Annotated in this window: 18 protein-coding genes and 1 pseudogene; 13 read left to right on the forward strand and 6 right to left on the reverse strand. The window is 70.2% G+C overall.

Annotation, left to right across the window (positions count from 1 at the left end; genetic code table 11):
• The first annotated feature begins 96 nt into the window (after nt 1-96).
• The 3 genes from JKJ07_RS08435 to JKJ07_RS08445 all read left to right on the forward strand — a co-directional run bounded on the left by JKJ07_RS08435 (nt 97) and on the right by JKJ07_RS08445 (nt 1,877).
• Complete coding sequence (locus JKJ07_RS08435; protein WP_202990655.1) at nt 97-675, forward strand: hypothetical protein; 579 nt, start codon at nt 97-99, stop codon at nt 673-675.
• Nucleotides 659-847 carry a hypothetical protein gene (locus tag JKJ07_RS08440; protein ID WP_202990656.1) on the forward strand — a complete coding sequence of 63 codons (189 nt, stop codon included), beginning with the start codon at nt 659-661 and terminating at the stop codon, nt 845-847. Before JKJ07_RS08435 ends, JKJ07_RS08440 begins: the two co-directional genes overlap by 17 nt.
• A 154-nt stretch (nt 848-1,001) precedes the next feature.
• Complete coding sequence (locus JKJ07_RS08445) at nt 1,002-1,877, forward strand: hypothetical protein (RefSeq protein ID WP_202990657.1); 876 nt, start codon at nt 1,002-1,004, stop codon at nt 1,875-1,877.
• A 63-nt stretch (nt 1,878-1,940) separates the two neighbouring features.
• Here the strand turns inward: JKJ07_RS08445 and JKJ07_RS08450 are convergent, their stop codons facing one another.
• Nucleotides 1,941-4,967: a discoidin domain-containing protein gene (locus tag JKJ07_RS08450; protein WP_307834169.1), complete on the reverse strand. Its 3,027-nt coding sequence runs from the start codon at nt 4,965-4,967 to the stop codon at nt 1,941-1,943.
• 284 nt (nt 4,968-5,251) lie between these two features.
• On the opposite strand from JKJ07_RS08450, the gene JKJ07_RS08455 reads away from it, so the two are divergent.
• The 4 genes from JKJ07_RS08455 (at nt 5,252) to JKJ07_RS08470 (ending at nt 9,595) form a co-directional block, all read left to right on the forward strand.
• Nucleotides 5,252-5,614 carry a YciI family protein gene (locus JKJ07_RS08455; RefSeq protein WP_202990659.1) on the forward strand — a complete coding sequence of 121 codons (363 nt, stop codon included), beginning with the start codon at nt 5,252-5,254 and terminating at the stop codon, nt 5,612-5,614.
• Between the two features lie 479 nt (nt 5,615-6,093).
• A complete protein-coding gene (locus JKJ07_RS08460) occupies nt 6,094-7,359 on the forward strand; it encodes an RNA polymerase sigma factor (RefSeq protein WP_202990660.1) in 1,266 nt (421 codons plus the stop codon).
• A 170-nt stretch (nt 7,360-7,529) separates the two neighbouring features.
• On the forward strand, nt 7,530-8,210 hold the full coding sequence (locus JKJ07_RS08465; protein ID WP_202990661.1) for a response regulator transcription factor: 681 nt from the start codon (nt 7,530-7,532) through the stop codon (nt 8,208-8,210).
• An 80-nt stretch (nt 8,211-8,290) separates the two neighbouring features.
• The gene (locus tag JKJ07_RS08470; RefSeq protein WP_202990662.1) at nt 8,291-9,595 is read left to right on the forward strand and encodes a HAMP domain-containing sensor histidine kinase; all 1,305 of its coding nucleotides are present in this window, start codon (nt 8,291-8,293) and stop codon (nt 9,593-9,595) included.
• Here JKJ07_RS08470 and JKJ07_RS08475 read toward each other — a convergent pair.
• Both JKJ07_RS08475 and JKJ07_RS08480 read right to left on the reverse strand, forming a co-directional pair.
• Nucleotides 9,589-10,365: a DUF5995 family protein gene (locus tag JKJ07_RS08475; protein WP_202990663.1), complete on the reverse strand. Its 777-nt coding sequence runs from the start codon at nt 10,363-10,365 to the stop codon at nt 9,589-9,591. The genes JKJ07_RS08470 and JKJ07_RS08475 overlap by 7 nt on opposite strands.
• A gap of 167 nt (nt 10,366-10,532) precedes the next feature.
• Nucleotides 10,533-13,340: a helix-turn-helix transcriptional regulator gene (locus tag JKJ07_RS08480; protein WP_202990664.1), complete on the reverse strand. Its 2,808-nt coding sequence runs from the start codon at nt 13,338-13,340 to the stop codon at nt 10,533-10,535.
• Nucleotides 13,341-13,512: 172 nt separating this feature from the next.
• Here JKJ07_RS08480 and JKJ07_RS08485 point away from each other — a divergent pair, with 172 nt between their 5' ends.
• The 3 genes and pseudogenes from JKJ07_RS08485 to JKJ07_RS52430 form a co-directional block, all read left to right on the forward strand.
• Nucleotides 13,513-14,145 (forward strand): adenylate/guanylate cyclase domain-containing protein, encoded by a 633-nt coding sequence (locus JKJ07_RS08485; RefSeq protein WP_202990665.1) that lies wholly within the window; start codon nt 13,513-13,515, stop codon nt 14,143-14,145.
• Nucleotides 14,146-14,329: 184 nt separating this feature from the next.
• On the forward strand, nt 14,330-16,381 hold the full coding sequence (locus tag JKJ07_RS08490; RefSeq protein ID WP_202990666.1) for a DNA gyrase/topoisomerase IV subunit B: 2,052 nt from the start codon (nt 14,330-14,332) through the stop codon (nt 16,379-16,381).
• Between the two features lie 110 nt (nt 16,382-16,491).
• Nucleotides 16,492-20,205: pseudogene (locus JKJ07_RS52430) on the forward strand (DNA topoisomerase (ATP-hydrolyzing)); the annotation flags it as partial.
• Nucleotides 20,206-20,341: 136 nt separating this feature from the next.
• On the opposite strand, the gene JKJ07_RS08500 reads toward JKJ07_RS52430, so the two are convergent.
• From JKJ07_RS08500 to JKJ07_RS51650, 3 genes are all read right to left on the reverse strand, one after another.
• Entirely contained in the window at nt 20,342-20,995 is a 654-nt protein-coding gene (locus JKJ07_RS08500; protein ID WP_202990668.1) for a hypothetical protein, read from the reverse strand.
• A 325-nt stretch (nt 20,996-21,320) separates the two neighbouring features.
• The gene (locus tag JKJ07_RS08505; RefSeq protein ID WP_202990669.1) at nt 21,321-21,689 is read right to left on the reverse strand and encodes a DUF2203 domain-containing protein; all 369 of its coding nucleotides are present in this window, start codon (nt 21,687-21,689) and stop codon (nt 21,321-21,323) included.
• A 111-nt stretch (nt 21,690-21,800) separates the two neighbouring features.
• The gene (locus JKJ07_RS51650; protein WP_307834170.1) at nt 21,801-22,217 is read right to left on the reverse strand and encodes a TM2 domain-containing protein; all 417 of its coding nucleotides are present in this window, start codon (nt 22,215-22,217) and stop codon (nt 21,801-21,803) included.
• A gap of 320 nt (nt 22,218-22,537) precedes the next feature.
• Between JKJ07_RS51650 and JKJ07_RS08515 the strand changes: the two genes are divergently transcribed.
• The 3 genes from JKJ07_RS08515 (at nt 22,538) to JKJ07_RS08525 (ending at nt 26,348) form a co-directional block, all read left to right on the forward strand.
• Complete coding sequence (locus tag JKJ07_RS08515) at nt 22,538-23,398, forward strand: NAD-dependent protein deacetylase (RefSeq protein ID WP_202990670.1); 861 nt, start codon at nt 22,538-22,540, stop codon at nt 23,396-23,398.
• A gap of 165 nt (nt 23,399-23,563) precedes the next feature.
• Nucleotides 23,564-24,565, forward strand: a complete 1,002-nt coding sequence (locus JKJ07_RS08520) for a LacI family DNA-binding transcriptional regulator (RefSeq protein ID WP_202990671.1) — start codon at nt 23,564-23,566, stop codon at nt 24,563-24,565.
• Nucleotides 24,566-24,659: 94 nt separating this feature from the next.
• A complete protein-coding gene (locus tag JKJ07_RS08525) occupies nt 24,660-26,348 on the forward strand; it encodes an ABC transporter substrate-binding protein (protein ID WP_202990672.1) in 1,689 nt (562 codons plus the stop codon).
• The last annotated feature ends 29 nt before the right edge of the window (nt 26,349-26,377 follow it).

The raw sequence follows: 26,377 nt of genomic DNA on the forward strand, positions 1-26,377 counted from the left end.
TTACTCCGCCGACTTCCTGCGAACGTGGCCCTCCACCGTCGGCCGTGCGCGATCATGGCATCGGGCGCTGCCGGAGCGCGGAAAGGTGCCGAGCTCGTGGTCACTGTGCTGCTCGACGAGCCGCGTGTGTTCCTCTCGTACGGGTCGGCATCGCTGGTGTGCGGTGCCGAACCGGACGAGTTCGATCTCGACGCGCCGTGGGCCGACGAAAGCAACGGGTTATGTGGCGCCACCGTGCCGGGCTACCTACAGCTTCAGGTCGGCACGCACACCGGGTGGGTACCTTTCCGGCTCGAACTGCACGACACTGAACCGACGCTCGACCCGATGTGGGAAGAGGTCGTGGAGGTTGCCTGCACGGCGCTGTCGCAGGAGGCGTCGTTGACCGGGCTCATGGGTGACTCGCATGAATTCGCCATGCCACGAGGCGACTATCGAGTCCGCTACTGCGTTCGCGGCTTCGAGGAGGAACAGCGGCAGGACGAGCAGGCTGCAGCCGACGAGCTCGAACAGCAGGCGCGCGAGCGATGGGGTGACCGCGTGCCGAACGAGCGGCTGCGACGCACCTTGGAGTTCGGCGTCGGTCTTGCTCTCGACGCCATCCGGCCACTGCTGGACCATGCTCGAACAGGCCCAGCCACCTCGCACCAGTCTGCCGGTGCCACCCGACGGTGAATACGAGCAGTCGCCTCAGGACTGGGCCATCACCACCCTGTTCCACTCAGCCGAGGAGGACTCCCTGGTGGCCGTGCTGGAGGTGGTGGTCTGCCTCGCCTTCGTCCACGGCCGCGACGGCTACCTCCAAGCTTTCGCTGACCTGCGAAGGCAGTTCCCGAAACTGGGATGAACGATGCCGGTGGGGGGTCTTTCGCGTGACCCGATGGGGCGTACTCCCGCCAGGCTCTTGCCCCGCTGGGCGACGTCCGCGCAGGATATGCGGCGTGACAGCGGGTAGCGTCTCCGAGGATCTCGAGGGGTGGGGCAGGCACAAACTGGTCCGGATGAGGATGGCCGCCGCAGCGCACCCGGACGCGTCGGTCGAACTGCTGGCCGCGCTGACCACTGATGCCTCACGAAAGGTCCGCCGCATCGCCGCGGGGCGGCCCCGTACCCCGCCGACCGCGCTGCGGACCCGTGCCGCGGACCCGGACGCTGCCACCCGCGAGGTGTTGGCCGCTAACGTCAACACACCCATAGACGTCCTCTGCTTGCTGACGAGCGACAAGGACTTCCAGGTCCGCTACGCCGCGATGACCAACCCCGCCGCCGACGATCGTGTGTTGGAGGCGTGCTGCGCCTCGCCCCACCGAGACCTGCGGATCATCCTCGCTCAGGAGCCGCGCCTGCCTGCCGAGATCGTTGCGTTGCTCACCCGGGACAAGGTCGGGCAAGTACGCGAGTTCTTGGCCGAACGCACCGACGACCCCGCCGCCCTCGACATATTGGTCAACGACCCGAACGCCCGGGTCAGGGCCGCCGCAGCTCAGAACCGGCTCACCACCGCCGGACAGCGCGCACAACTCGTTCGCGACCCGGCGGCACCGGTGCGCGCCTCGCTCGTCAACGCCATGGCCACCCTCGGCTGGGACATCCCCGAGCAGGACCTGCTCACGCTCGCCCGCGACCGATCGGTCAACGTCCGATACTGGCTCGCCGGTCTGCCCGGATCCACCCGAGCCGTTTACGAGGTTCTCGCCCAAGATCCGGACGAGCAGATCGCCACGAACGCCCGGCAGTGGCTTACCCATCCCAGCAATCCCGCCCACCTGGGAGACACCTCCGGCCTGGCGCTCGGCCGCTTCCCCAACCCCGCACAGCTGGGCCGGCCAGCACGCAACATCAACCACCGGCTCTGGAACCAATACATGAACCGGTAGCGCAGCGTTCGCGCGAGCGAGGGCGCCGCGGCCGTGGCCGCGACGCCCCCGGGGAAGTGATGCTCAGCGGCGATAGACGCCGAATTCGTAGAGCGAGTAGCCATAGGACGTCGCCCGCGTCAGCCCGTTCATGCGGACGTAGCGGCCGGAGCCCGAGACGCTGAGCTCGTCGAACCCGCCGTCCCCGCTCGTCGTCGTGTGGATCGTCGTCCAAGTGCTGCCGTCGTTCGAGGTTTGGATCTGATAGCCGGTCGCATACGCGGCCTCCCAGGCCAGCCGCACGTGGTTGAACGACTGGACCGAGCCCAGGTCGACCTGCAGCCAGGCCGTCCCGACCCATTCGCTGGCCCACCGCGTGCCGTAGTCGCCGTCGGTGGCGTACGAGGGCAGTTGCGGCCCGTTGGTGCCGGTGGGCTGATAGGTGGAGGCGGTCGTGGTCTTGCCGCGGGAAAGGTTGGTGCCGGTCTCCGGCGGCGCGACGACGCGGATCGACTTCTGCTCGATGCCGACGTTGCCCTGCCCGTCGAAGGCGTAGACGTAGACCTTCCACACTCCGAGCTTGTCGGGCGCCTTGGCCGTGAAGGAGCCGTTGCCGTTGTCCGTGAAGGTCACGTTCGTCAGCCCGGTGCCACCCCCGGCGTACTTGTCGGAGTACATAAGGTTGTAGCGGATCAGGTCACCCTGCGGATCCGACGCGTTGACCGACACATTCAGAGACCCCCCAGCCGGTACGGCGGTCTGGTTGCTCACGGTCATGCTGGTGATCTCGGGCGGCGTGTTGGCCGGCGTCTGCCCGGTCCAGGCCCGCTTGAGCGAGTAGTAGCCGTGCCGCCGCCACCCGCCGGTCGTGGTGTTGAGCCACACCCCGCCGAAGTCGTTCTCGAGTCCGTAGTGGAACTCGGTCGCACCTAGCGCCACGGTCGGGTGCGCGTTGATCGTGGCCCAGCTGCTGGCGTACTGATCGCGCTTCTTGAGGTCGCTCGGCTCGGTCGGCACCCCGTTGACGTCGTTGGGCACCTCCCACTCGCCCTCGGGACCGGCCTCGGTGACGATGTATGGCTTCGTGTAGCCGCCGGACTGCCAGTCGGAGTAGATGTTGCCGATCGCGCCGTACGAGTTGACCGCGAGCAGGTCGAGCGCCGGGGCGTACTGCTTGTAGTAGGGCCACGCCCCGGTGTAGGCGTCGGTCGACGTCACCGGGTGGTTCGGGTCGGCCGCGTGGATGGCCACCGCGACCTCGTTGACGAACTTCGCGTAGCCGACCCGCCGGGCCTCGACCTCGGCCGCCGACAAGCCGTGGTCCTGCATGGTCAGGATGACCTCGTTGCCGACGTCCCAGAGCAGCACGCCCGGGTTGTTCTTGAGCGTGTTGACCCGGGCCACGATCTCGGCCTTGACCGAGTTCTTGTAGGCGGTGTCGTTGACGTAGTCGGCGCCCTGGTTGAGCCAGTGCCCGACAATCACCTTGATGCCCTGCCGGGAGGCCCGGTCGAGCAGCGTCGGGGTGTTCGCGTCGTCCACACCCCACGTACGGATCGTGTTGACGCCCATGTTCTTGAGGTCACGCATGTAACCGTCCGCGGCCGCCTGCGGTGGACCGTAGGTGAGGCCCTTGACCTGATATGGCGTGCCGTTGACCTGCAGCTGCCAGTTGCCCTGGCTGCCGGTCACCTTGACGACGCTGGGCTGGGTGGGCGTGGCCGGGTCAGTCATCGCCGGCGGGACGGTGCCGGTCGCCGTGCGGGCCACGCTGACCGAGTCGACGCTGAGCACGCCGCCCGAGGTCGTGTCGGCGGTCGGGGTGGTGCGGCCGGCCAGCGCGTTGGGCAGCGAGCCGCCGATGGCCAGGTCGAGCCGCAGGAAGAAGCCGTGGTGCACGGCCGCGTTCCAGGCCGCCACGCCGACCTGCGACTGACGCACGATCCAGGTCTGCCGCCCGTCGAGGTAGAAGCGGATCTCCTCGTCGGTCTTGGTGCGGTCGATGATCTGGGTGTATTCGTGATAGCCGGTCTGGCAGCCGGTGCAGGTGGCGAAGCCGGAGGAACGGCCGTTGTATTCGGCGCACACCCCGTCGGGCGCGGTGCCGCAGTGCAGGGTCTGCGCGAGCTGGCTGCGGCCGTTGACGTTCGTCATGATGTCGGTCTCGCCGACGCCCGGCCAGTTGGTGTAGTTGCCGCGATAGGCCGCGCCGGTCGCCCGGAAGCCCGGCCAGTACCCGAGCGCGTTGGCCACGTCAGGCTGCTTGAGCACGGCGGTGAACTTCGTCTGCTGCCCCGCGAGGGGCTCGAAGTCGGTGCGCTGGGTCTCGAGGCGGCCCGACGTCCAGTTGCCGTTGCCGTCCTTGATGGCCTTGATGCTCAGCCGCCCGTTGCCGTCGAGCGAGACGTTGGCGGTGCTGTTGCTGGCCGTCTCGACCTCGCCGGTGCCCCAGTTCGCGGCTCCACCGGGATACTGCGTTCCCGTACGCATGAGCCAGTTCGCCGCCGACGGCGAGGACCCGGCCGCGCCGTCGAACTTGTCCTCCCAGATCGTCGTGAAGTTGCCGGGCGGCTGGGTGGTCGGCGGCGGGTCGGTCGGCGTGGTGCCACCCGTCGAGCCGTAGACCTTGAACTCCCACAGCGAGTATCCGTAGCCGCCGTTACGCGTGGTGCCGTACAGGCGGACGTAGCGGCCGCTGCCGTTGACGGTGAGCGTCTCGGTGCCGCCCGTGCCGCCGGTCTTGGTGTAGATCGAGGTCCAGGTGTTGCCGTCGGCCGAGGTCTGGATCTGATAGCCGGTGCCGTAGGCGTTCTCCCACTGCAGCACGACCGAGCTGATGGTCGCGGTGGCGCCGAGGTCGACCCGCAGCCATTGGGGATCGGAGAACTGGCTCGACCAGCGGGTGCCCGCGTTGCCGTCGGTGGCATTGGCGGCCACGGTGTCGGCGGTCTCGTTCGATGAGGCAGTGGTGGGTTTGCCCTGCGAGAGCAGGGTGTCGGCCGCGTAGGCGCTGCTGTGCGCCGTGACGGCCAGGCCGGCCGCGACGAGGGCCGTGGTCAGGGGGATGACGAGGCGGCGCCACAGGCGTGGCGGGGAGGAAGCCGTGTTCACGGGGACTCCTGGGGATGTTGGACGCTCGGGGAAAGCGCTCTCCATGAATGGCCGCAGTGTTACGCCGGGCTTTCACGCGTGTCAATAGCGGCCCGCGAGTCGTGCCCGTCTTTACGGTGCAAAGTGGAGCAATTGTGGCGGTGCCTCCTCGTGAGAGATCAATATGGGAGAGCGGTTTCCGAGGGCGCTTCGAAAACTTCTGCGGAAGATGTGGCGAGGGATGTCGAGGGGCGGGCGGCGGCTCCGACTACACCGCGAAAGCCGAGAGCTGAAGGGGTCCGACAATGAAGTACATGGTGATGATGTTCGGTGACGGCGGCGAGATGGCGGCCACGGCCGAGCCGGCCTGGGTTCGCGACATGATGCAGTTCATGCACGACTTCAACGCCGAGCTCACCAAGACCGGCGAGCTGGTCGACGCCCGCGGGCTGGCCTTCCCGTCGACCGCCAAGACGATCAGCTACACCGACGGCCAGGTCGCGGTGACCGACGGGCCGTACGCGGAGAGCAAGGAGTCGCTGGCCGGGTTCTGGATCCTCGACCTGCCCAACGAGGAGAGGGCGATCGAACTGGCCGGGCGGGTCGCGTTCTGGTCCCGCAAGGTCGAACTGCGGGAGGTCCCCGACGGCCCCGACCTCGACGCCTGAGCCCACATCGGAACTGCCCGGCATGCGTTCCGATCGACGCGATCGGGTCGGCCAGGGGCGGCAGTTCCAGGGAACTTGCCCGGCGTGCGTTCCGATCGACGTGACCGGGCTGGCCGGGGCGCCAGCTCCAGTCGGTTCGGTCGCCCGGCCATCCCTGAACCTCGCCCACCGCGGGCTGGCCATAAGCGCCGGGCCGTCCGTGCCGGGCCGCCCGTGCCGGGCCAGCCGCGCAGGGTAACGCGCCGGGCCGGTCGTGCCGGGCCCGCTGCGCCGGGCCGCCGGCGCCTCGTTGGCGTCACCGGGGGTACTGGCGTTCGGGCGGGTCGGGCATTGGGTGGGGGCTGAGCGGTCCAGCCGGTTGGCCGTTTTGCGGAGCCGGGTGCTTGGGCGGGCTAGGTCGGGTAGCGCCGGGTCTGAGCGGGCGTCTTGGGGCATCGGGTCGGAGCGGTGCGCGTCTTGAGGTGGCGAGAGGAGCGGTGGTGAGCGAGCCCAGGGTCTTGGACGGGTTGTTGCGGGAGTTAGCGCCTCAGGTGCTGGGGGCGTTGGTCCGGCGGTACGGGCAGTTCGACGCGGCCGAGGACGCCACCCAGGAGGCGCTACTGGCAGCGGCGCTGCAGTGGCCCCGCGAGGGTGTGCCGGGAAACCCGCGGTCCTGGCTGATCTCGGTGGCGACCCGGCGGCTGGTGGACGAGTTTCGCAGCGACAGCGCCCGCCGGCGACGAGAAGCGGCCACCGTGCTGGCCGAGAGCCGGAGCGGGACGGCGGCCGGGCTGACGGCCGGGGCCGAGGACGGGCCGGACACCGAGGCGCGGGATCGGGACGACACCCTGGCCCTGCTGTTTCTGTGCGCGCATCCGTCGTTGTCGCCGCCGTCGCAGCTCGCGCTCACGCTGCGGGCGGTCGGCGGTCTCACCACGGGGGAGATCGCCGCCGCCTTCCTCGTCCCTGAGGCGACCATGGCGCAGCGGATCAGCCGGGCCAAGCAGAGCATTCGCAGGAGCGGGCAGGATTTTCCGCCACCCGCGCCGGGCGCCGAGCGGGCCGAGCGGTTGAGGGTCGTACGGCAGGTGCTGTATTTGATCTTCAACGAGGGGTACACGGCCAGCGGTGGGCCGGAGCTGCAGCGGGCCGAGCTGACGGGGGAGGCCGTCCGGCTGGCGCGGATGCTGCACGGGCTGGTTCCGGGCGATCACGAGACCGCCGGCCTGCTCGCGCTGATGCTGCTGACCGACGCCAGGCGGGACGCGCGCACCACGGCCGGCGGCGAGCTGGTGCCGCTCGACCAGCAGGACCGCTCGCGGTGGAGCAAAGAGAAGATCACCGAGGGGGTAGCCTTGGTCTCGGCGACACTGGGGCGCGGGCCGATCGGGCCGTATCAGGTGCAGGCCGCGATCGCCGCCCTGCACGACGAGGCGGCATCCGACGGCGAGACCGACTGGGCGCAGATCCTGGCGCTCTACGAGGTGCTGGAAAGGATCTCGCCCGGCCCGATCGTGACGCTCAACCGGGCCGTCGCCGTCGCGCGCACGCAGGGGCCGCTCGCGGGGCTGACTGTGCTGGGCGACCTGGCCGGTGACGAGCGGATGGCCGGCAATCACCGCCTGGCCGCCGTGCGCGCGCACCTGCTCGAGCAGGCCGGCTTCGCCGATCAGGCGCGCGACGAATATCTGGCCGCGGCGAAGCTGACGACGAGCGCACCCGAGCGGCGTTACCTGACCGCGCGGGCGGCGGGCCTGCAACGGTGACCCGGATCCGGGCCGGTCGGGCGCTACGGCCGTGAGCACCGACCGGGTCGCCGCGGCAGCCGCCGAAGGCGGAGAGCTACCCCGATGCGGTTGTCGGAGGCGACGTGGCGTACGTCTTCTCTTACATTGCCCGAACGTTGGAGGCCGGGCGGAAACGGCATGATGGTGCGGTGACCTCGGAAGCGAAGGGCCTCGTCCTCGTCGTGGAGGACGAGCGGCCGATTGCCGACCTGGTGCGCCTCTATCTGAGCCGCGACGGGTTCGGGGTGCACGTCGAGCACGACGGCCTGGCCGGGCTGGCCGCGGCCCGGCGGATGCGGCCGGTGGCCTGCATCGTCGACATCGCGCTGCCGGGCCTCGAGGGCACCGAGATCGTCAAGCGGATGCGTGCGGAGGGTGACTGGACGCCGGTCATCCTGCTCACGGCGCGTGACGACGAGGTCGATCGGATTCTCGGGCTGGAGCTCGGCGCCGACGACTACGTGACCAAGCCGTTCAGCCCGCGTGAGTTGGTCACCCGGGTGCGCGCCCTGCTGCGCCGTGCGGCTGGGCCACCTGATCACGACAAAGTGCAAACCCTTGGTCCCGTACGGCTTGATCAGGCGCGCCGGGAGGTGACGGTCGACGGCGTACCGGTGGCCCTGACGACGACCGAATTCGATCTGCTGCGGCATCTCCTCGCCCGTCCGGGCCGGGTCTTCACCCGCGACGAGCTGCTGGCCGCCGTGTGGGGGTACGCGCCGGCCGCGGGCACGCGCACGGTCGACGTCCACGTGGCCCAGGTGCGGGCCAAACTGGGCGCCCCGCTGATCCGCACGGTCCGCGGCGTGGGGTACACAGCCGATGCGTAAGATGCTCACCGGCCGCGGCGTGGGGGGTACACAGCCGATGCGTAAGACGCTAACCGGCCACGGCGCGGGATACACAGCCGATGCGTAAGACGCTCACCGGTCAGGTCGTGCTGGTCACGGTGGCCACCGCGGTGGTCGCGGTCCTGATCACGGCGGCGGTCGCGATTCCCGTCACGGTCCGCTCGGTCAACACGCAGCTGCGGGCCGAGCTGCAGGACAAGAGCGCCCTCGCCGTCGAACTGCTGGCCACCGAGCGGCCCACGGCCCGGGAACGGATCGTCACGTCGCTGCGGCGCGACGGCATCTCGGTCTATCTGATCCGCCGCGGCGCGGTCGACCACGCCGGGCTGCCCGACCGGGTGGTGCGGCAGGTGGCGAGCGGTGTCCTGGTCGACTCCCGGGCGATGGTCGACGGGCGCGCGGCGTTCGTCGCCGGCCGCCCGTTGTCGGGGGTGAACAGCGGTGTCGTGCTCACCCGCGAGGTCGCCTCGGGCACGGCGGCCCAGGTGCTCAGCACGGTCTGGATCGCCCTGCTGGCCGGCCTGCTCGGCGGCATCCTGGCCGGCGCGCTGCTGGCCCGGTTCATCGCCCGGCCGATCCGGCGGGCGGCGGGGGCGGCGAGCCGGCTCACGGCGGGGGACAGGTCGGTGCGCATCGCGCGCAGCGGCCCGGCCGAGGCGGCCGAACTCGCCGACGCGGTCAACCAGCTGGCCAGCGCGTTGCAGGTCAGCGAGGGCCGGGAGCGCGATTTCCTGCTGTCGGTCTCGCACGAGCTGCGGACGCCGCTGGCCACGCTGCGCGGTTACGCCGAGGCGCTGGCCGACGGGGTGGTCGGCGCGGACGACGCGGCCAAGGCCGGGGTGATCATGCTGGCCGAGGCCGAGCGGCTGGACCGGCTGATCTCCGACCTGCTCGTGCTGTCCCGGCTGGAGGCGGCCGACCTGCCGATCGACCTCGCCCCGGTCGACCTCGTCGAGCTGGTCGGGGCGGCCGGCGAGGCCTGGACGGCCCGCTGCCCCACCCTGGTGGTCGAGCTGCCGGACCGGCCGGTGATCGTGCGGACCGACGCGGGCCGGGTCCGGCAGGTGATCGACGGGCTGTGCGAGAACGCGCTGCGGATGCTGCCCGAGGGCAAGCCGCTGGTGCTGGCCGTGCGGGACAACGCCGTCGAGGTGCGCGACGGCGGCCCGGGACTGACCGATGAGGACCTGAAAGTGGCCTTCGACCGGGGTGCCCTCAATCGGCGTTATCGCGGCATCCGCAAGGTCGGCAGCGGCCTGGGCCTGGCCCTGGCCGAGCGCCTGGTCACCCGGCTCGGCGGCCGGATCACGGCCGGCCACGCCCCCGAGGGCGGGGCGATGTTCCGGGTGGAACTGCCCTATTGAAGGAACGCCCCGAGCGGCGACAGCAGCAGCTTGTTGACCCCGGCGGCCGTGTTGTCGAGGGTCGACCGCTCCCGGTCGGTGGCGGTCATGTCGTGCCGCAGGCCCCACAGTTTCTGCGCGTTGCGCCAGGCCACGTTGCGGGTGTATTCGATCGCCTCGCCCTGCCACCAGTCGTCGAGCCGGCCGTTCATCATGTCGATGAGCAGCTGCCACTTCTCCAGGTAGCCCCGGCGCAGCCCCGGGATCGACTCCGCGAAGATCTCGTTGATCTCGAGGTAGTCGTGGTGCTGCTCGCTGTCGTCGATCGGGTCGCTGCCCAGGTGGTCGAACGTGGTGACCAGCGCGAACGGCAGGTCGAAGTTGATGTGCGCGTTGACCCCGGCGCAGGCCGAGGGCAGCGGACGGCAGTCCGGCCCCGGGATGCGCTGGAACAGGCACGACCACACCTCGGGGCAGCGCGGGCTCGACCCGGTGCCGGCCCAGGCGCGCAGCGCGTCGAAATAACGCGCGGCGAACTCCACGTCGAGCCGGGACAGGAACGCCGGGTCCTTGAACTTGCCGGCGTACAGCCGCTCGAGCACACCCTCGGTGATGGTCAGATACAGCTTGTTGAAGTCGCACAGCGGGTTCTCGCCCAGCAGCGGGGGCACCCGGGTCAGGATCGTCTGCAGCTCACGCAGCTGCTCGACCACACCTGGCACGTCGTCGGGGTGGTTGCTCAGAAGATCCGCCATCTCCTGCTGCGCCGGTCCCCAGACCGACTGGTTCATCGGTTCTCCTCCACAACCTCGGCGGAGGGCCCCCTAGCACCACCCGGCGGCGGTGGCCGCCGGGTGGTGCTCCCCCGTGGCCACAGACTTCCAAAGGCGGCCTACGCAGGGATCGGTAGAACGACGTAGTTCGGCGTACGTATTCGCGCGCGAAGATAACGAAAAGGTCACGCCGCGGTGAGATAGACCCGGCTCGCCTGCACGCGGGTGCGCACTTGGAGCTTGTCGAAAATGTGGCCGACGTGGACGCCGACCGTGCGCTCGCTGATGAACAGTTGCTCGCCGATCTCGCGGTTGGTCAGGCCCTCGGCCAGGGCGGCCAGCACCTCGCGCTCGCGGGTGGTGAGCAGGCCCAGCTCGTCGTCGGGCGGCGGCGCGGGGGCGGGCATGGGCACGGTCGGCACGTCGTCGGCCAGGGCCACCCGGTGCCGCTGGGCCACCGAGACGATCTCGTTGGCGAACGGCCGGGCGCCCATCGCGGTCGCCGTCGCGTACGCCTCCCGCAGCGCGGCCGTCGCCGCCGCCTTGCGCGACCGGCGCTGCAGCGCGGCCTCGGCCTGCCGCAGCCGCGAATAGGCCGCCGGGTAGGGCTGCCGCCGGCGGTCCCACGCCTGCGCGGCCCGGGCCCACAGGTCGGGCTCGTGGCGGCCCTCGGCCCGGGCCTGCTCGGCCGCGCACAGGTCGAGATAGCCGTCGATCGTGGCCCGCACCGGCGCCGCCGCGTTGCCGGCCCCGGCCGCCATCCGCTCGACGGCCACCTTGAGCCGCCGCAGCGCGCCCGGGTCGACCGGCTGCCCGGCCGCGTGCGCCTCGGCCTCGGCGCGCAGGCCGTGCCAGGCCAGCACGCCGATCAGCACCAGGTCGTCGGAGCGGGTCTCGGTCAGGCCGCGCTGCACGGCCGCCCGGGCCTCGGCGTGCCGGGCCTGCCACATCGCCAGGCCCGCGCGCAGGGTGAGCATCGGCAGCACGTGCCGGGCCCCGCCGCCGGCCAGCAGGGTGGCCACCGCGTCGAGGTCGCGGTGGGCCGCGTCGACGTCGCCGAAGCCGACCCAGAGCTGGCAGCGCGAGAGCAGCAGCTCGACGGCGTCGGCGCCGGATGGGCGGTGCCGCATCGCGTCGTCGAGCACGGCGTCGGCCTCCGACCACTGGCCGACCCGGAACAGGCCCTTGGCCGCGATGGCCAGCAGGCGGGTCTGATAGGTGCGGCCGGCCCCGAGCGAGGCCAGCCGCTCCGCACCGCGACGGGCGACCAGCACCCCCTCCTCGATGCTGTTGAGCGGGCCGGTGAGCAGCTCGGCCAGGTGCAGATAGGCCACGCCGAGCTCGTCGGGGTGGCCGCTGCGCTCGGCGATCTCGACCGCGTGCCGGATGACCGCGAGGCCGGCGTCGGGGTCCTCGCGGAAGGCGGCGCTGAAGCCGAGCGCGGCCGATGCCCGTACGAGGTCGGCCGTGGAACCGTTGACCTCGGCCATCTCCAGGGCCTCCTGCGCGCGGGCGTTGGCGTCGGCGTAACGACCCAGGTGCAGCAGCAGCTCGGCCAGGTAGGCCGCGGCCGAGGCACGCTGCCTGGGCGAGCAGTCGGGGGAGGTCAGGACCCGCTCGTACTCCTCCTCGGCGGTGGCCGTGCGCCCGGCCGCGGCCAGGTAACGCGCGCGGCGCAGATGCAGGTCGCACGGGTTGGGCGCGTCGGGCCGCAACGCCAGCGCGTCGAGGCCGGACAGGGCGCGCAGGTGCTCGCCGCAGAGGTGGGCCGCCTCGGCCGCGTGGGCCAGCAGCTCCGTGCGCTCGGGGGCGTCGTCGCTGATCAGCTCGAGCGCGGACGACCAGTATCGATGCGCCTCGGTGAAGCCGTAGAGCTCCTCGGCCGAGCGGGCCGCGGCGACCACCGAGGGCAGGGCCCGGGCCGGTTCGCCCGCCCGCTGCCAGTGGTGGGCCAGGCGGCCGTGGTCGCCGGGCGCGTCGACCTCGAGGGCCTCGGCGAAGCGGCGGTGCCGGGCCGCGGCCTCAGCCGGCAGCACCTCGGCCGCCAGCACCTCGGCGACCAGGCGGTGACGCAGGCGATAGCCGTCGTCGGCGCTGGCCACGAACCGGTGCGCGACCGCGGCCCGGACGGCCTCGATCAGCTCGGCCTCGGGCAGCGGCACGACCCGGGCCAGCACGGCGTGCTCGACCGGCTCGACCCCGGCCGCGATCGCGTGCACGACGGCGTGCGCGTGCGGCGGCAGCTCGTCGACGCGGGACAGGAAGATCTCGCGCAGGGTGTCGGACAGCTCGACCCGGCCGTCGCGCAGGTCACGGGCCAGCTCCTCGGCCACGAACGGGTTGCCGCCGCTGCGCTTGTAGACCCGGTCGGCGTCCTCGGCCTCGACGGTGTCGCCGGCGACCGCGGTCACCAGCTCGACGGTCTGGTCGCGGTCGAGCGGTGCGAGGTCGACCACCCGTACGGACCTGAGGCGGCGCAGCTCGGCCAGCACCTTGCGCAGCGGGTGGGCGCCCTGCAGGGCCTCGGCCCGGACGGCGGCCAGCACCGCGATCTTGACGTCGCCCAGGCCCGCGAGCAGATAGAGCAGCAGCTGCCGGGTGCTGCGGTCGGCCCACTGCAGGTCGTCCAGCACGAGCAGCAGGCGCCGGTCGCCGGCCACGGTGAGCAGGTCGCGCGAGACGCGATCGAGCAGGTCACCGGCGTCGGCGGCGAGGGCCGGGCCACTGTGTCCGGACTGGCGCAACGCCTGCAGCACGGGGTGCAGCGGCAACGCGTCGCCGATGTCGAGGCAGGTGCCGGACAGCACGGAGAAACCCGCGTCACGCATGGCCCGGGCGGTCTCGCGCAGCAGCCGGCTCTTGCCGACGCCGCTCTCCCCGGTGACGAACACCGCGGAGGTTCCCCCAGGGCCCGCGTTGCGCAGGTCGGATTGGACTTGGGTCAACGTGCCGGCGCGTCCGACAAGTGGCCCGTCCTCCTCCTCGCTGGCCATGAAGGTCACCCTAGTGCCCCGCCTGCTGGAACGTTCTCGGCGGTTCGGTCGGTTCTCGGTCACATGACCGACGGGGGGACGGACTGTCGGAGATACGTCGTTCTGCGGATCCGGTAGTGGACTGCGCCTGACACCGTTCTTCCGGGGCACAGAACTGGGGGAGCGTGAAGACATGACCGCAATCGCTATGGCGGAGCAGGAGCGGCGTCAGACCGTCACCGTCCTCTTCATCGACATCGTGGGATTCACCTCACTCGTCGACGACCTGGACTGCGCGGTTGTCCGCGCCCTGCAGCGTGACTACTTCGGCATCGTGTCCGGGGTGGTCCGCGCGGGCGGCGGAGTGGTGGAGAAGTACGTCGGGGACGCGGTGATGGCGGTGTTCGGCACCGGCAGCGCGGGCTTCGGCGCGGAGGCGGCCGCTTCGGCGGTCCGGGTGGGCCTGTCGGTTCAGGAGGCGTTGAGGGGGCAACTCCTGGCCGGCAGGTTCTCCGTACGGACGCGGGTGGGGCTCGCGACCGGCGACGTCATCGTGGATCTCGAGGCGGCCCACGACGGCGGACAGGCGATGATCAGCGGCAGCGTGGTCAGCACGGCGGCCCGCCTGCAGGCGTTCGCGCCGCACGACACGGTGGTGGTGTGCCCGCAGACCCGGGCCGCGGCGGGCGACCTGATCGCCTTCCAGGAGCTGCCACCCGTACGGGTGCCGGGCAAGCCCCGCGCCCTCGACCTCTATCGGGCGCTCGAGCCGCACCGGGCCCGGACGGCCACGCGCCATCTGTACGCGGTGCCGGCGGCTGCTTGAAAGAGACACGACACGGGTACGTCAGCCCCTCGTACCCGTGTCGTAGCTCACCAGCCGTAACTTATGCCCGTATCATCCCGTTCGTGCGTGGGTCGTCCCGGCTCGGCGAACGAGAGTTGTCGGGGGGTCCCGGTAGGCTCGCCGCGTTCTGACCACCACCTGGGCCGATCGGGAGTGCCACCTCGTGACCGCGGAGATCCTGTACGGGGCCGATGACCTCACGCACCTGGAGGGGCTGGACGCCGTCCGGAAACGCCCGGGCATGTACATCGGCTCCACCGACAGCCGAGGCGTCAACCACCTCGCCAACGAGATCATCGACAACTGCACCGACGAGGGCGTCGGCGGCCACGCCACCAAGGTGGCCGTGATCCTCCACGAGGACGGCTCGGTGCAGGTCGACGACGACGGCCGGGGCATCCCCACCGCCGTCAACACCAAATCCGGCCTCAACGGCGTCGAGCTCGTCCTCACCCGCCTGCACGCCGGCGGCAAGTTCGGCGGCTCGGGCTACAAGACCTCGGGCGGCCTGCACGGCGTCGGCGCCTCCGCGGTCAACGCGCTGGCCCTGCGCTTCGACGTCACGGTCAAGCGCGACGGCAAGGTCCACGAGATCTCGTTCCAGCGCGGCGTCCCCGGCTCGTTCGACGGCCCCGGCCCGCAGGCGCGCTTCCACCCCGAATCCGGGCTGCGCGTCGTCCGCCGGATGAAGCGCGGCGAACCCACCGGCACGTCCATCCGGTATTGGTACGACGCGCGCTACTTCGAGACCGGCGCCCGGCTCGACGTCGACAACGTCCGCACCAAGCTGCGCAACACGGCCTTCCTCGTCCCCGGCGTGCTCTACTCGCTGCGCGACGAGACCGCCGAGGAGACGACGAACGAGACCTTCCACTTCCCGCACGGGCTCACCGACATGGTCGAGTTCCTCACCCACGCGGGCGACAAGCCGGTCTCCGGCGTCCTCCTGGTCAACGGCGAGGGGACATACAAGGAGAACGCCGCCGACCAGAACGGCGTGATGCAGTCCAATGTCGAGCGCCGGGCCGAGGTGGAGATCGCGTTCCGCTGGGGCACGGGCTACGAGCGCACCATCGAGTGCTTCACCAACACGATCCGTAACATGCACGGCGGCACCCACCGTAAGGGCTTCGAGCGCGCCCTGGTCCGTGCGCTCACCGAGGCCATCCGCAACACCCGCGGCCTGCTCAAGCCCAAGGAAGACCCGCCCGTCCTCGACGACCTGCTCGAAGGCATGACCGCGGTCATCCACGTACGCATCCCCGAGCCGCAGTTCACCTCGCAGACCAAGGACGAGCTCTCCACGGCCGGCATCACCCGGGTGCTCCAGGGCCTGGTCGAGGCGCACGTCAAAGAGTGGATCGACGGCCGCAAGACCAAGGCCGAGGCCCGCACGGTGCTGCAAAAGGTCGTCGACGCCGCCCGCGTCCGGCTGACCCAGAAACAGCAGAAGGACGCGGCCCGCCGCAAGACCGCCCTCGAGGGCGCCTCGATGCCCCCCAAGCTGGTCGACTGCCGCGCCACCGGCATCGCCCGCTCCGAGCTCTACATCGTCGAGGGCGACAGCGCGCTCGGCACGGCCCGCATGGCCCGCAGTTCCGAATACCAGGCGCTGCTGCCGATCCGCGGCAAGATCCTCAACGTCCAGAAGGCCTCGCTCCAGCAGGTGCTCGACAACAACGAGTGCTCGGCGATCGTGCAGGTGCTCGGGGCCGGCTCGGGCCGCACGTTCGAGCTCGGCGCGATGCGCTACGGCCGGGTCATGATCATGGCGGACGCCGACGTCGACGGCTCACACATCCGCACGCTGCTGATCACCCTGTTCGCGAAGTACATGCGCCCGGTGATCGAGCAGGGCCGCCTGTTCGCCGCCATGCCCCCGCTGCACAAGGTCGTCACCAAGGGCCGCAACTCCCAGACGATCTTCACCTACACCCAGCAGGAGATGGAGTCGACAGTCGCCCGCTTCGAGCGCGGCGGCACCCAGGTGCAGAAGCCGGTGCCCCGGTTCAAGGGCCTCGGCGAGATGGACGCCGACGAGCTCTGGGACACCACGATGAACCCGGCGACCCGTACGGTCCGCCGCATCACGCTCGACGACGCCGAACGCGCCGAGGCCACCCTCGAGCTGCTGATGGGCGAGCGCGTCGAGCCCCGCAAGAACTGGCTGATCGAGGCGGCGGGCCGCATCGACCAAGAGACGATCGACGCCTGAGAGGTCGAAGCTTCATGGCACGCCGTAAGAACACCGACAACCGCGTCGACCTGTCCGCCTTCGACCAGGCCGGCGCCCGCGTCATCGACAACCCGCTGACCACCGAGGTCGAAGACTCCTACCTCGAATACGCCTATTCGGTCATCCACTCCCGCGCCCTGCCCGACGCGCGCGACGGCCTCAAGCCCGTCCACCGCCGCATCCTGTGGTCGATGTATGAGCAAGGCCATCGCCCCGACCGGCCCTATGTGAAGTCGGCCCGTGTGGTCGGCGACTGCTTCGTCCGGGGTGCTCTCGTGGCGACCCCGGACGGACTCCAGCCGATCGAGTCCTTCGAGGTCGGCGACCTCGTGCTCGACCCGGCCGGGCAGGCCGCGCCGGTCACCGCGGTCTACGAGAACCCGGATTCGTCGCTGGTCAAGGTCACCTGGACGAACGGGCACACTATGGCCGTCACGCCCGGCCAGCGCTTCCGGGTCGTCACCGATGACTACCGAACTGAATGGGTCGACGCCAAAGAACTAACGGGCCGGCTGGTCCTCACGGCGAGCACTGTGCGTCGCGCGGCGGTCACCCCGGTCGGAGATCCCTATGCCTATGTGCGCGGGCTGGTCGTCGCCGAAGGCTTCGCGGTCGATCGGGCCCGTACTGCCGACGGCCGGGTTCGCATTCACATGTGCGACGTGGAGCCACTGGACTTCGCACACGGATGGGCGATAGAAGCCGGTGTGACCGTGTCGCGGGGAAAACGCGAGCGGGCCAAGCCATCTCACCGCGATCAGCACATCGTGACCTTCGCCCGGCATGACGGTCTTTTGGAAGCCGGCTCCCCCCTAAGTGACCAGAAATTCGTGCCGGCCGATGTTCTGGCCGACCGGGGCGCGTGGCTTTCTTTCCTGGCGGGCTTCTTCGACGGCGACGGGTATGTGCGGAAGACCCGGCGCGAAATTGTTCTGGTCAGCACGAGCGCGCGATTGATCAGCCAGTTCTACGCCATTCTGACCGATCTGGGAATCGTCGGGCACCACTGGCAGAGTGGCACCGAGGCCGATCGTAAGACCTTGTTCGGTCTCTCGGTCGGTGGCGGCGACGCGCAAGCCCTGGCGGCCGCGATGCTGCCATTCGTCCGGGTGGGCTACAAGCAGCAGGGCCTTCGGGCGATCCTTGATGTGACTTATGCCTACGGCAAGAAGCAGGGTAGTGACCGCTTGCCCGCACGTCGGCTCTTCGAGGCGTTCAGCGCGGCCCATCTCGGCGGTGGATGGTTCCGGGGCGCCGACGGCAAGGCCTTCCGGTCAGCCGTTGCCGCACGCTACGGCAAGGACAGGAACGGCGTTCCGCTGGCCGAGCGTCTTTTTCCGATGGCGCAGGCGGAACGCGAGGGCTGGATCGAGAAGCTGGATCGCATCGGTTCGCCGCTGGCCACCCGCTTGGCCGCGTTGTCCGGGTTCTCCTTCCTCGCCGTCGAATCGGTCGAGGAGATTCCGAACGATACGACCTATGACATTCAAATCGGCACCGACGAGCACGCCTTTGTAGCCGAGGGCAGCGTCGTTCACAACTGCATGGGTAAGTACCATCCACATGGCGACGTGGCGATTTATGACGCGATGGTTCGACTGGCCCAGGACTTTTCGCTGAATGCGACGTTAATTGACGGGCACGGCAATTTTGGAAGCCCTGACGATGGGCCGGCGGCAAGCCGATACACCGAGGCGCGCATGTCGCGTGAGGCGATGTTGCTGGTCGGGGAGCTGGGCGAGGGCACGGTCGACTTCAAGCCGACCTACGACGGGTCCGATCTCGAGCCCAAGGTGCTGCCCGCGGCGTTTCCCAACCTGCTGGTCAACGGCACTTCGGGCATCGCGGTCGGCATGGCGACCAACATGATTCCGCACAACCTGGGTGAGGTTGTGGCGGCCGCGCGGCATCTGATCACGAATCCGGACGCGAGCTTGGACAAGCTGATGCGCTTCGTGCCGGGGCCCGACTTGCCGACGGGTGGGCAGTTGCTCGGCCTCGATGAGGTGCGGCGGGCGTACGAGACGGGTCGCGGCGTCGTGCGCATGCGGGCCCGGGCTCAAACCGGGCCGCTCGAGGGTGGGCGGGGGCGGCAGGCGATCACCGTCACCGAGCTTCCGTACGGGGTGGGCACCGAAAAGATCATCGAGGCGATCACCGATGAGGTGAAGGGCAAGCTGATCGTGTCGGGGCCCAAGCGCGGGCAGCGGCAGGCGGCGCGGCTGCAGGGCATCGCCGACGTCAAGGACTTGACCGACCGTGAGCACGGCACGCGCCTGGTCATCGAGTGCAAGGTCGGCGTCAACCCGCAGGCTCTGCTGGCCGACCTTTATCGGCTGACCCCGCTCGAGACGTCGTTCGGCATCAACAACCTCGTGCTGGTCGACGGCCAGCCGCAGACGCTCGGGCTCAAGGCGCTGCTCGAAGTCTTCGTGCAGCACCGCTACGACGTGGTCCGCCGGCGCACCGAGTTCCGCCGCACCAAGCGGCAGGATCGCCTGCACCTGGTCGACGGCCTGTTGATCGCCCTGATCGACATCGACCGGGTGGTCGCGATCATCCGGGGCAGCGACGACGCGGCCGCGGCCAAGGCCTCGTTGATGCAGGAGTTCAGCCTGAGCGACATCCAGGCGACGTACATCCTGGACACCCCGCTGCGCCGGCTCACCCGCTTCGACCGCATCGAGCTCGAGACCGAGCAGGAGCGGCTGCGCAACGAGATCGCCGAGCTGAGCAACATCCTCGACAACTTCGACGTGCTGCAGCAGCTGGTCTCCGACGAGCTGGCCGAGGTGGCGTCCGAGTTCGGCGGCCCCCGGCGTACGACGCTGATCGACGGCGACCTCAAGGAGGTGCTGGCCGCGTCCGCGCCGGCCGGGCCGCTCGAGGTGGCCGACGACCCGTGCCAGGTGATCCTGTCGGCGACCGGTCTCATTGCCCGTACGGCGGCCGAAAGCGAGGAGGCCACCGAGGCGCGCCGCCGCTCGGGCCGGGTCAAGCACGATGCCGTCCGCGCGATCGTGCACTCGACCGCCCGTGGCCGCATTCTGCTGATCACCAACCGGGGACGCGCGTTCAAGACCGACGTGCTGCCGCTCCCGGTGCTGCCCGAGCAGGTCGGCACGGTATCGATCCGCGGGGGCATGTCGGCCTCCGAGCTGGTGCCGCTGGAGAAGGGCGAGAAGGTGGTCGGCCTGGCCCCGCTGGTGGCCGGTGACTCGCCGGGCATCGCGATGGGCACCCGGCACGGTGTGATCAAGGTGTGCGCCCCCGAATGGCCGGTGCGCTCCGACGAGTTCGAGGTGATCACGCTCAAGGATGGCGATGAGGTGCTGGAGGCCACGTGGCTCACCGGCGGCGCCGAGTCGCTCGTGTTCGTCACGTCCGACGCCTCGCTGCTGCGCTTCCCGGCCAAGACGGTGCGGCCGCAGGGGCTCAAGGGCGGCGGCATGGCCGGGGTCAACCTGTCGGCCGACGCCGAGGTGGTGTCGTTCAACGTCGTGGTGACGGCCGACAATGATCACGGCGAGCCGATGGTGGTGACGTCGACCGGCACACAGACCAAGGTGTCGCCGTTCGCGTCGTATCCCGCCAAGGGCAGGGCGACGGGCGGCGTCCGGGCGCAGCGCTTCCTCAAGGGCGAGACGCGGCTGACGGTGGCCTGGGTCGGCCCGCGACCGGTGGCCTCGAGCAACACGGGCGACCCGATCGAGCTGCCCGAGCCCGACGCCCGGCGCGACGGCTCGGGCGAGGCCGTGCTGATGGCCCCCCAGATCATCGGCCACCTGATCGAACGCGGCTGAGCGGGGCGCGGCCGGGCCCGATTCAAGGCTCGGCCGGGCCTGGGTTGCGGCGGGCCTGGGATGTGGCGGGCCTGGGGGCGGTCTGAGCGCGGAGCAGGTGGTCGCGGGTGTGGCGGGGCGCCGGTGCGGGTCAGTCTTACCAGGGCGTGTCGGGGCCGACGTCCAGCAGCTCCACGATCAGCAGCGCCCGGCGCACGGCCTCCTCGGCGGTCGCGGCGTCGGGCCACGAGTCACGCGGCTCGATGGTGAACAGCTCGTTGTCGCGCACGGTGAACGGCGGGATCTCGTCCGCCAGGAACGACTGGCGCAGCAGCGGCCGGTCCAGCCGGGGCGAGTCGCCGACGAAGACGTACGGCAGCCGCACGGCCATCGGCGGCTCGTGCAACGGCAGCCGGACGACGACGAACAACCCGCTGCCGTCGGGGCTGCTCGCGGCGTTGCCGAAGGCGCCACCCTTCCACCGCACCTGACCGAAAACGATCGGTAGTCCGCCGACCGTGCCCGCGTAGGCGAACCGAACCCGGCTGCTGCCCTTGAGATGCAGATCGGACCACGGCCATGGGCACTCGCGCGGGTCGATGGCCGTCCAACCGCTGGCGGCGGCCCAGAGCACCAGGGAGCGAAGGGTCCGCGCGCGGCCGACCGCGATTGCAGCGGTCATGCCCAAGCCCAGCGCCAGCAGCACACCGCAGCCCGCGAACGCCCGGAACCGAAACATCACAAACACGGCGAACACGGTGGGCAGGGCCCACGCCCCGGCGATCCACCACGCCCGCGTATCGATGCGCATCGCTCACAGCGTCTCAGACCGGGACGAGCCCCGGTTGCGTCCCGCCCCCATATCGACGCGTCAGGCGGGGCGGGGGTGGCGGCCCGGGTTGAGCGGCGGGGCGGGGGTGGCGGCCCGGGTTGAGCGGCGGGGCGGGGGTGGCGGCCTCGGTTGAGCGGCGGGGCGGGGGTGGCGGCCTCGGTTGAGCGGCGGCCCGGGTTAGTGGCAGGCGTGTGGCGGCCCGGGTGGAGTCGGGCGTGTGGCGGCACCCGGGTGAGTGGCGACCTGGGTGAGTGTCGGGCGGGTGGCAGCCCGGGTGAGGCGGGCGAGCGGCGGCCCGGTCGGGTCAGTCGACGGGCATCGGGCGGCGGCCCGCGAAGCCGAGGTCGGAGCGGTGATACCAGTTCAGCCCGTGCTCGCCCTCGAGCCAGCAGAGGTCGACGTCGACGCCGTCGATCTCGGACGGGAAGTCGACCAGCAGCGGGGCGAGGCTCTTGAGCACGGCCCCGGTCTGCTGCACGACGGTCATCAGGTCGTCGAGCCGCGCGGTGGCGGCCTTCCATTCCGGCATCCCGCCCAGGGGCGTCGGCGGCCCGCCGGCCCCGATCACCGCCCCGAGCTCGGCCGCGTCGGCACGCAGCGCCACGATCTCCACCAGCACGGGCTGTAGCCGTTCGAGCTCTTCCCGTGCCTCGCTAACCGTGAATAGCCCCATGTGCAGATGTTGCCAGCCCCAAGGCCAAGATCCCACTACTGCGAGATGGATTTTTCGCGCTCGGCGTGGGACCTGGGACAGAGTTGGGAGCGTGCCCAGCGACACGCCCGGTTACGGGTGCGCCGGTCGCTCGACACGCCCGGCAACGGGTGCGCCGGGCTCGACGACTCCGTAGCGGGACATGACCGCCGCCCGGCGCTCCCGGTTGACCGCCCGGACCCGCCGCCCGACGAAAAGCCCGTCGATCAGCGCCCAGACTCCCAGGCCGCCCAGCGTGAAGAGCATGGCGATCGAGCGCCCGGTGTCGCCCAGATAGAAGCGGTGCCCGCCGATGATGCCGAGGACGGCCCAGAGGGCGTACGCGATCCGGGGATCTTTGCGGACGGAAGCGAACTCATCCTCGGCGCGGAGCACACGAATGCCCTCCCACTCGGGCAGGGCCGACGAGTGGGGGTGGGGCGCGGGGTGGGGTGACGGCGCGCGGTGGGGAGATGGCGCGGGCAGCCCCGACGAGTGGGGGTGGGGCACGGGCTGGGGAGGTGGCGCGGGAAGGGTGGACGAGTGGGGGTGGGGTGACGGGGCGGGGTGGGGAGATGGCGCGGGCGGGGCCGACGAGTGGGAGTGAGACCCGGGGTGGGGAGATGGCGCGGGCAGGGCCGACGAGTGGGGGTGGGGCGCGGGCTGGGGTGACGGCGCGGGGTGGAGAGATGGCGCGGGCCGCCCCGACGAGTGCGGGTGGGGCGCGGGATGGGGAGATGGCGCGGGCAGAGCCGACGACCCGCGGGAGGCCGGTGACCCGGAGGGCAAGCTCACCGCGGCAACGATAGTCGGCGAGGGACTATAGAAGCGTGGACCTTCAGGTTGTGGAACAGGTTGCCGAGCTCACCCAGTGGGTCGGCGAGGGCGGCGTAGTGATTCTGAGCGGCGCCGGCCTGTCAACAGAGTCGGGCATCCCGGACTATCGGGGTCCTTCGGGATCGGCCCGGCGCAGCACGCCCATGACCTTCCAGGCGTTCACCCGTGATCCGATCGCCCGCCGCCGGTATTGGGCTCGCTCCCATCTGGGCTGGCGCACCATCGGTGAGGCCCGTCCCAACGACGGCCACCGTGCCGTCGCCGCCCTGCAGCAGCGTGGGCTGGTCGACGGCATCATCACCCAGAATGTCGACGGTCTGCACCAGGCGGCCGGCGCCGAGGGCGTGGTCGAGCTGCACGGCAACCTGTCCCGCATCACGTGCCTGGCCTGCGGCGACCTGACCCCGCGCGAGCTTCTCGCGGTTCGTCTCGACGCCGCCAACCCGAGGTTCGACAGCAGGGCCGTCGCGATCAATGCCGACGGTGACGCCGAGCTCGACGAGGCCGATCTTGACGGATTCATGGTCGTCGACTGTGACGGCTGCGGCGGGATGCTCAAGCCGGACGTTGTCTACTTCGGCGAGACCGTGCCCCCGGTGCGGGTCGAGCGCAGCTTCGAGCTGGTCGGCGACGCCCGTACGCTGCTGGTTCTCGGTTCTTCCCTGACGGTGATGTCGGGCCGGCGTTTCGTGTTGCGCGCGGTCAAGGAGGGCATCCGGGTCGCGATCGTCAACCGGGGCGTAACACGGGGCGAGCCGTACGCAGGGCTCAACGTGGATGCCCCATTGGGCATTGTTCTGCCGAACATCGTCGATGCCCTCGCGCCCGTTTCGCCCGCAAACGCTGGGGTTTGAGGGGCCGTTAACGAGGGTGGTCCCCGCGGGTTATGGGACTGAAACCTAAATAATTCAGTGGCCCCGTTGACGTGACTGGCCTCACTGGCGTTAACTGCCGAAACCGCTTCCGAAACCGGTTCCGAAATCCGGTCGCAACGAAGTGGTGACACGTCAGGAGGACCAGTGCCAATCACCATCGCCGATGTGGCGGCCCGGGCCAAGGTCAGCAAGACGACCGTGTCCCGAGTGCTCAACGGCAAGGGTGAGCTGGACGAATCCACTGCCGCGCGGGTCCGGGCGGTGATCGACGAGCTGGGTTATGTGCCGAGTTCGCGGGCCGTCGGGCTGGCCCGCGGGCGTACGCGGGTGGTCGGCATGCTCGTGCCCTCGCTCACCTGGCCGTGGATCGGCGACGTGCTGCAGGGCGCGGTCGACGTGCTCGAGACCGAGCGCTACGGGCTGCTGCTGTTCACCTGCAACCGCGGCGAGGAGTCGATGCGTCAGTTCGGCGCGCAGGTGTCCGCCAAGTCGTTCGACGGCCTGCTGGTCATCGAGCCCGAGGGCACCCTCGACTACATCGCCACGCTGCACCGCCGGGGCCTGCCGGTCGTGCTCATCGACGACCGCGATCAGACCTCCGGCGAGATCCCGAGTGTCGGCACCACCAACCACGACGGCGCCGGTTCCGCCGCGCGGCATCTGCTCGAGATCGGGCGTACGAGGCCGCTGGTGATCTCCGGGCCCGAGAAGTTCGGCTGCACCCAGCAACGCCACGCCGGCTTCGCCTCGGTCTTCGCCGACGGGGGCCATCCGATCGCGGAGGACCGGCTGTTCGTGGGTGACTTCACCTTCGACCGGGGCGCGGAGGCCGTGCACACCGCGCTGGCCTCCGGGGTCGAGTTCGACTCCGTCTTCGCCCACAACGACCTCGCCGCCATCGGCGCGATGCAGGCCCTGCTCGACTCCGGGCGTCGCATCCCGCAGGACGTGGCCGTGGTCGGCTTCGACGACATACCGACCGCGGCGCACACCCAGCCGCCGCTGACGACCGTGCATCAACCGCTGCGCGAGATGGGTGAGGCCGCGGCACGCACGCTGCTCGCCCACTTCGAGGGCACACCCCTGCCCAACCGCCCCACCGTCATCCCCACCACCTTCACCACTCGACCTTCCACAGTGGCCTGATCCCACACAGAACACGGGTGCCGGCGAGTCTGCCGGTGCCGCGATAGCGCACGCCCCTCTCACCCCGATTCCGTCACATTCGAGGAGTTTTGTGATGCAGCGAAGGAAACTGTTCGCGTACGCCCTGGCGGGTGTGCTCGCCACGGGCGGCCTGGCCGCGTGCGGCGACTCGCCGAACAGCAACAACGCCAACAACGCGAACAAGGCGTCGGTCGACTTCCTCAAGATCGGCATGCCGAACGGGACGCAGACCGAGAACCACAACCCGTTCGCCGGCACCTCCTCGGCGAACGCGCTCGGGTACAAGTGGATGATCTACGAGCCGCTGACCCAGTGGAACCCGGTGCGCCCGGCCGAGCCCGCCGTCCCGTGGCTGGCCAGCGGGGTCAAGTGGGCCGACGACTACAAGTCGGCCGAGGTCACGGTGCGCGACAACGCCACCTGGTCGGACGGCCAGAAGCTGACCGCCGAGGACGTGGCCTACACGTTCACCCTGCTCAAGAGCAACGAGGCGCTCAACCAGAACGCGATCCCGTTCGACCAGATCACGGTCGCCGGCAACGTCGTGAAGGTGACCTTCAAGACGCCGCAGTTCGTCAACCAGAACAAGATCATGGCGAGCACCCCGATCGTGCCCAAGCACATCTGGGAGAAGATCTCGGACCCCGCCACCGACGTCAACAAGACCCCGGTCGGCTCGGGCCCGTACACGCTGAAGTCCTTCACCCAGGCCGGCGTCACGCTGTCGGTGCGCACCGAGGGCTACTGGGGCACGGTGCCGCAGGTCAAGGAGCTGCGGTACGTCTCCTACGCCGACAACAACGCCCAGGGCACCGCGCTGGCCAACGGCGACTCGGAGTGGTCGTTCGTCTTCCTGCCCAACCCGAAGGCGACCTTCATCGACAAGGACCCGGAGCACCACAAGGTGTGGGCGCCCGGCGTGCTCGGCATCCACGGTCTCTACATCAACACCACGATCAAGCCGTTCGACGACGTCAAGCTGCGTCAGGCCATGAACATGGTGATCAACCGGACCGACATCTTCACCCAGGCCGAGGCCTCGTACTTCCACCCGGAGATCAAGAGCGTGACCGGCCTGCCGCCGGGCGCCGGTGACGCGTTCATCGCTCCGGAGTACAAGGGCAAGGAGTTCTCGAACGACATCGAGGGCGCCAAGGCGCTGCTGGCGAGCGCGGGCTACAAGCTGAACGGCAAGGTGCTCAGCGACCCGTCCGGCAAGCCCGTCAAGATCAAGCTCAGCGACCCCGCGCCGTGGTCGGACTACCAGACCTCGCTCGAGATCATCAAGAGCAACTTCGCCGAGATCGGCATCGAGGCGACGGTCGAGAAGCCCAACCAGGACGTCTGGGACAAGAACGTGCAGACCGGCGCGTTCGAGGCCTCGATGCGGTGGACGAACGGCGGCGCCACGCCGTACGACATCTACCAGACCGTCATGGACGGTGACCTGATCAAGCCGATCGGCACCGCCGCGCAGCAGGGCAACTTCGGCCGCTTCAAGAGCCCCGAGGCGACCGCCGCGCTGACCGCCTACAAGAACGCGACCAGCGACGAGGCCCGCACCACCGCGATGAACCAGATCCAGAAGGTCTTCGTCGAGCAGGCCCCGATGTTCCCGGTCGGTGCCGACAACGTGGGCGCCGCCTACAGCGACAAGAACTGGACCGGCTGGCCGACCGACGAGGACCCGTACTCGGGCGCGCAGCCGACCCAGCCGTACGTGTCTCTGATCATCGGCAAGCTCAAGCCCGCCAACTCCTGATCGCCGGCGCCGCTCCCCGTGCCGCGAGG

The sequence above is a fragment of the Paractinoplanes lichenicola genome (assembly GCF_016785085.1).
GTDB lineage: Bacteria > Actinomycetota > Actinomycetes > Mycobacteriales > Micromonosporaceae > Actinoplanes > Actinoplanes lichenicola.